Source organism: Aeromonas sp. L_1B5_3 (genome assembly GCF_963866575.1).
Lineage (GTDB): Bacteria > Pseudomonadota > Gammaproteobacteria > Enterobacterales > Aeromonadaceae > Aeromonas > Aeromonas jandaei.
Window position 1 is genome coordinate 45,214 of sequence record NZ_CAWMDN010000097.1, and the last position, 6,977, is coordinate 52,190.

General features: G+C 53.9%; 5 protein-coding genes. All 5 read right to left on the bottom strand.

All coding sequences use genetic code 11. The annotated features are described in order from the left end of the window. Window positions 1-11: 11 nt before the first annotated feature. Window positions 12-614, bottom strand: coding sequence for a recombination mediator RecR (gene recR, locus AACR93_RS06970; protein ID WP_005346280.1), 603 nt, complete (start codon window positions 612-614; stop codon window positions 12-14). Between the two features lie 349 nt (window positions 615-963). Beyond that, window positions 964-1,986 (bottom strand): tetratricopeptide repeat protein, encoded by a 1,023-nt coding sequence (locus AACR93_RS06975; RefSeq protein ID WP_043850264.1) that lies wholly within the window; start codon window positions 1,984-1,986, stop codon window positions 964-966. Next, window positions 1,973-5,050 carry a hypothetical protein gene (locus AACR93_RS06980; RefSeq protein ID WP_156152915.1) on the bottom strand — a complete coding sequence of 1,026 codons (3,078 nt, stop codon included), beginning with the start codon at window positions 5,048-5,050 and terminating at the stop codon, window positions 1,973-1,975. Before AACR93_RS06980 ends, AACR93_RS06975 begins: the two co-directional genes overlap by 14 nt. Continuing rightward, entirely contained in the window at window positions 5,051-5,872 is an 822-nt protein-coding gene (locus AACR93_RS06985; RefSeq protein WP_082044070.1) for a DUF4123 domain-containing protein, read from the bottom strand. After that, a partial coding sequence (gene tssI / locus AACR93_RS06990; RefSeq protein WP_043850266.1) for a type VI secretion system tip protein TssI/VgrG occupies window positions 5,848-6,977 on the bottom strand: 1,130 nt, incomplete at its 5' end. The genes AACR93_RS06985 and tssI, both read right to left, overlap by 25 nt.

Below are 6,977 nucleotides of genomic sequence, written 5' to 3' on the forward strand. Positions count from 1 at the left end.
TATCCAGCCCCTTATTTGAGGCGCTGGCGCCCCATCAGGGAGTGGGAGAGCGTGGTGCCATCCACCAGCTCCAGCTCGCCCCCCACCGGCACGCCATGGGCGATGCGGCTCACCTCCACCCCGGCGGCACGGGCCATATCGGCGATATACCAGGCGGTGGCATCCCCTTCGATGGTGGGGTTGGTGGCGAGGATCAGTTCGCTGATCGCCTCATCTTTCAGGCGACGCTCCAGAATATCGAGCCCCAGCTCCTCGGGGCCGATGCCGTCCAACGGAGACAGATGGCCCATCAGCACGAAGTAGCGGCCGGAAAACTGGCCGGTCTGCTCGATGGCAGCCACGTCCGCCGGGCTCTCCACCACACAAAGCAGACCGTTCTCTTCCCGCTTGGGATTGGCGCAGATATCGCAGCGATCATTCTCGGTAAAGGTGCGGCAGTGGCTGCAATGGCCAATCTCGGTCAGGGCGCGGGAGAGCAGCTGGGCCAACCGCAAGCCACCGCTGCGCTCGCGCTCGAGCAGGGTAAAGGCCATCCGCTGCGCCGATTTGGGCCCTACCCCCGGCAGCACCTGCAGGGCTTTCATCATCTCGTCGAGCAGGGGACTGAATTTCATAACACACCTCACACTGGCCAACCCGCACCACTATCCGCACCACTATCTGGATAACCGCGAGTCAGCTGAACTGGATAACGCAACTGGCGCAGGACTATACCCGAGCCCGCGCCAGCGCGCTATCCGGTGAGACTGAAAACCCTTTGTAGTGGTCAGCCCACATGTTCAAGAAGGGTATGAAATTGATACCGAAGGACGTGCGCACTAAAGTAGCGTAAACAAGACTCCGGTTTGAGGCCGGTGTCAGATGATAACTAGACCTGTACACTCAGTTAGTTGCATTCAAGCTGCATCGATTTGGGAAAAAACGCCCCTATCAGGTGTTTTTTTGCAGTCACAAAAAGCTCTGTTACATTCCAAACTCCAAGAAGTAACTTCTAATTTGATGCATTTTCATCCATTCGTTAGCCCAAGATTTAGCCTTATTAAGCTCTTCTGGTGACAGAACTTTCTCAAGCTTGGCCATATCATCAAGTGTCGCAGCATAACTGATATCGCTTTTATCTTCAGGTAACTGTTGCACTATGGTATATAACCAACCATACGCTTTGACATTATCACGCATATTTTCTGGTACTATAACGGTAAACTCGTTTCCGCCCATCAGATAACTGCTTATCAATCTAACAGAGTTAAAGTTTCCGGTGTTCGCTGCTTTTTCAAGCCACGAAAACATCATAGGAAAATCCAGTTCTTCTCGAGCATAGCCCGCCATTTTTTCCATAGCTCTTGGATTACCATGATTGGCGGCTTGTTCTGTCCAGTAACGAACAGATTTTTCACGGGAGCCAGGGATGACGTACCATCCGCAGCCACTCTTTATTTTATTAGCAAGGCGGAATTGGGCGTCAGCATCATTAAAATTTGCAGCCTTTTCAAACCACTTGCACTCTTCATTTTTATTGTCACTGAGAAAACCTTTTAATTTCAGTGCTTCTATATTATTTTTAGAAATACCTAACGATAAAGCGGCATCAAATCTTTCCTTATATGTATTGACACTTATCCCATCAACAAGAAATGCCTTGGGGCGCATAATTGCAATGCCACCTTCTTCATCAACAGATAAGGCCAACAAACCACATAGTGCACTTTGATCTGCTGCCATCTTAAAATACTTGTAAGACATATCAGACCAAACCCAGACCGAGTCAACTGCACTTTTTGCAATCCAGCATTGCGCTTGCTCACTGCCTAAATCGGCGGCTTGGATCATCAGATCAACACCTTTCCTCCAACCTTGCTCATAAGGGACAACCGCTTGTTGATAAAGCTCATCTGCTGTAGCCACCTTATCAGCAGCTGCGTTTGCAAATGAGACTGCGAATAGTGAGTTCAACACAAGTGTTGAAAACTGCTTAACGCTTAACATTCCACCCATCCTGAATCTGAGAACGACCATACATATTAGAAATCTTGTAGTTAGGTTGTGCATTTTCCCAGCGAAGATTTGATAAAGCACTCTTAGCCGATTTATATTTAATCAGCATCAATGGAAGTAAATCATTATCTGCATCAGCTACAGACGACATATAGCTGTTTAAAGTTGCAAGATTACGCTTATAAGCACCGATCTGATCTTGTACATTGATATCAGTCATACGGCTTATCGCCTCTTGAAATTTATGGCGATTATCAGGAGTGGCTTTACCACTATAGAGCCAATCAACCAAGCGAGCGATGGTCAATTGCTGTAACACATGAACTTGTGTATCAGGCAAATCGACATTTAACGACTTAACACGCAGATCTTTAGCATTAGCCACCAAGGTTCCCAATAACGACCCCAATGCCTCTGGCAGTAGACCATTGGCCCACTCTTTTAACTTGGCCTCTGTTGCTGCATTGGCCTTGGCATCGCCAGCCGTATCCGGGCGTAATGCCGGATTGGGATTAGCCTGTTTCGGCAGCAGGTGATGAGACAACGTCCACGCCACCAGACCCGCATTCTGGCTGCGATTGAGCTTGCCATAAATCCGGTCGACAAAGTCCTTCTCTGCCGCCACTATCTGGCCAATATTGACCCCCAGCAGCAGTGCCAACTGACTGGCCCTGGAGAGCCGCTGATAGCTCTCCTCATCGGCGAAGACTTCGACGCGCTTGTAGTTGCAGCGTCGCAGCAAATCCTGAAACATGGCCACTACATAACCGGTAGATTGCCAATCCACTTCAAACTCGAAATAGCCCTTGGCCTTGGCGCTGCCCCCCAGCACCCCGGCCTTGACTCCCAGGCGCATCCGGTTATTGCGCCAGCTCAGGATAAAGGGGAACTCGCTCAGCGTGTTCTTGATTTCGGCCTTCAGCTCGGTGGTGGCCTTGCACAACTGCAGTGGTAGCTTGGCGGCTTGACCATCTATCCTCAGACGCTGGATCATGCTGTTATCCGGCGTCCAAAGCAGGCGTCCTGAAAGACTGCAGCCCACCTCAGCCCCAACCTCGGCGGTAAATTCCCCCTTCTCTTCAGCCTTGACCGCCACATCGAGCCCGCTGAGGCTAATGCCCCCGACGCTGGCATTGAGCGATGCCTCGCGGCCCGCTTTGAGCATGGCGCCCGCTTTGCCCCACGCCTTGGCGTGGACATCTACGGCCCAGGTACCCAGATTGATCTGGTACTTGTTGCCACTCTTGGGGGCGATCAGGGTTGCTATCGTGGGTTTCGCGCCTCGTGGCAAGGTGATCCTGAACAGGTCGATCTCCCCGCGCAGAGGATAAAACTCCGCCGTGACCGACAAGCTGGCGCTCGGCCCAGGCATGGAGACGGTGCCGTCCTGATAGGTCAGTGTCATCGGCGGGGGGTCTATCTTGCCGGAACTGCTGAGTTTGCCCTTCCAGTCGCTGTAACTCATCATCCGCATCAGCTGCGCTTGGGGTGACTCATCAAAGGGACCAAACTCCACCTGCTTGTCAGAGCGATAGAGCAGTGTGCCAAGGTGTCCAGCAAAGCGGCTACGCCATGAATCCAGCGCCTTCACCTTGATGTTCTTCTGCTCTAGGTAGTCGGCCACCTTGTCAAAATTGAGGGCGCCGCTCTCTTTGTAGAACCAGCCCTTTTGTAGGGGGAGAGGGGTAATGCCATCTTGTGCCAGCAGGGCGAGCAGCACCGGATCCTGCTCCAGTTTGAGCAGGTCACCCGCCCGCTCCTTGACCTTGTCTACCGGCAACTGCCAGAGGCTGAAGTAGCTGAGCGGCTCTGCCGATAACGCCGCCGAGCAGATCTCGCGCAGCGGATAATCCCCCTTGGTCAATACGTCCATGGGTTGGCGCTGATATTCCCCTTCCCATGCCAATACCCGAGGCGGGACTTGACGGGAGCAGGCCAACAGTGCCTTTTCGTACAGCTCGTTCGCTTGCTTGTGAGCAGCATTAATGGCATCGAGCTGACGCTGAAACATCTGCTGGGGTGGCAACAAGGGATTCTCTTTGTCGCTGCTGGCGGCATAACCGCTATCGAGCGCGGTCAAAAAGGCTTTGGTGGTCTTCTCCAGCTCCTCTTCGGCCTGCTTTTTCTGGGCCAGATAGGCGTACCAACTGGCGTAGCACTTATCACCGGCCACACACCCCTCTATGCCGCTCAGAGCAAACTCTGGCACGGCGACCCCGAGCGCACCAAGCTCGCTGATGCAGCGATTGAGGGTCTGCTGGGCCGCAGTCATCTTGGCCAGGGTTTCCTGACGATGGCTAAACCAATCGTCACTCGGCCACATCAAATCGTTGCTGTGCTCCTGCATCAGGGTCTGGGTTTTCAGCACCGCCTGTCGTAGCGATTCAATCTGCTCTGCCGGAGGCTTTTCTGCTACAAACGTGGCTCGGGCCTTGTTGTATTGCGCCAGCAATTTGCCAATTTTGACCTGACGCGGGTCATAGTAGTGGCCATTTTTATCGACTTCATACCCTTGCGCCTTGGCTTGCTCAATCCCTTGGCGTTTGAGCTTTTCCAGTTGCTCGATACATTTGGCATCTTCAGCGGCACGATTGATAAATTGCTTTTGAACCGCAGCCTGGCTGTTATCTCCGTAGGGCGAAAAGGTAGGGCTGGCTGGCCTGCTCGCCTGAATGTTGCTCCATTCTTGCTGTTGAGCCGGGGTCAAGAAGCTGTATGGTGTCGGGCTAATCATCAGGCTATCGAGTTGAATACCCTGTGCCGCTAGCGCTTGCAGCTTGCTGGATGAGCCAAGCACCTTGGCTTCAAACTCACTGACCACCATTTTTATCTTCTTGAAGGCTTTTTTCTCGACCAGCCAGAAACAGTTGGAGCCGCTGACGTAGAAGATGTCTTCAAACTCTTTTGACGAGCAGGGGGATTTGACCGCTGCAAACGACTCATTTGATGCAGCAGCTGGCAACGGAACAAAAGGCAACATGGTCGGCGACTGACAGAGCCCTTCATCAATGACATTGTTAACTACAGGTGACATAGTCGTGGTTGGTGCGGACATCTATAACGCCTCCACTGGCTGATGCTGCCAAAAACGGGTTGCCACAGCCAGCGGCTCATGGCACTCAATATCGAAGGTGGCCAACCACTGGGCCATGCGACCATCCAACACGGGAGCAGGATAATCATTAAGCAGGGTGAGCCAAGGCATAAGCTCCCACTGCTCTGTCAAGCCTTTCTCAATCAGGTATGCAAGCGAAGATGCAAGACCATAACACAAAACAGGGTCAATCCAGGCTGCTTGCAAGCTATAAAGCAGACGGGTTTTCTGGGCCATCGTCAGCAATTCCGAACTCAAACACACCGGTTGCTCAAAGGCCACTTCGTGCTCAGCGCTGACAATTTCACACCACGCTGCAGAGCACCAGTCAGGCAAGTACACCGCCTCCAACGCTGAGCTCACCAAGGGGGCATCATACTGGCAGGCATAGATAGCCAGCCAAATGGCCGGATCGTAAAAACGCAGATAACTTTGCCCCTGCCCATCAGGCACCGTCAGGAACTGTCTGAAATGGTTGGCTAGCTCTTCGCAAGAGAGCGATGCGCGCAGCGCAACGCCTGCGCGCCTCTCTCGCACTTCCGTAAGCAACGTTTCCCTGACAGTGCGCTCGGAAGGGAGGCTAAGCAAAAGGGGACTCACCTCCAATAAGGCTTGGTGGTGCGTACCAGCAAACAACAGAGTTAATTCGGGGTGCTCAATGAGCTGATGGATCACCTCTTGCGCCTCCTCCCAACGTGCCACATCAATCAGCAAATAGTTGATTGGTAAGCTATCAGGAGATAACCGATGCAGAGACGTTAACTGTTCCCATCGAGTTTGCATGTGCAGTCCCCCCGTTCACATGTGCCATTAGAGCGCTTGCCACACATGGGCATTGCTACCACACCTGCTTTTGCCGCGACCAACATGGCCGGGATCATCTCTGGTGTTGGCGGTACAACATAAGGCGCTAATACTACCCCCATCGGCAAGCCTGGCATCTGCCCGGCCCAACCGGAGCCAGAGCCCGGGCTACCGCCGGAGTTCATCTTGATGGATCCACCGCTTAGCGTGACGCCACCGGAGTCGAGCTTCACAAAGCTGCCGCCCACCTTGAGGGTCAGCTCGGCACCAGCCTCCATCACGATCTTCATGCCCGCCTTGTGATGCACCTCCTGACCAGCATCAACCAGCAGAGATTGACCCAGCTTCTGATGCATGGAGGTATCCACCGTCAGCGAGTAGTCCGCCTTGATCTGGTCACGCTTCTCACCCTCCACCGTCAGGTGGTCGTTGGCCTTGATGCGGGTCACCCGCTCGTTGTCGATGTCGGTGTGTTGGTCGTGCTTGATATGCCAAGCGGCATCGTTCTCTATCAGCACGTTCAGGTCTTTCTGACCGTGGATATAAATCTCTTCCTGCCCCGCCTGGTCTTCGAAACGCAACTCGTTAAAGCCCTCGCCCTTGTGCGTTTCGGTGCGCAGCACGGTGCGGGTCTTGTTGGCGGGCAGCTCGTAAGGTGGCCGGTTGGTGGCGTGGTAGGTGCGGCCGGTGACGATAGGCTGGTCGGGGTCTCCTTCCAGAAACGAGACGATGACTTCGTGCCCGATGCGCGGAATCGCCATCATGCCGTACTGACCGCCAGCCCAGCCTTGCGATACTCGCACCCAGCAGGAGCTCTGGTCGTTGGAGCTGCCATATCTGTCCCACGGGAACTGCAGCTTCACCCGGCCATGCTCGTCGCAGTAAATCTCTTCCCCATCGGGACCCACTACCATGGCTATTTGCGGGCCGTCCACCATAGGCTTGTGGGGTGCTTCGGGGCTCCCGATGCGGGCGCGCCAGGTGGTACTCGCTTTCACTACACCAAATTCGTTGTGATAGACGGTCGGGCCGCTGCCACCCTCCTCTTCCAAGGCCTGCGGCTGTTCACCGGTATGGCGGATAT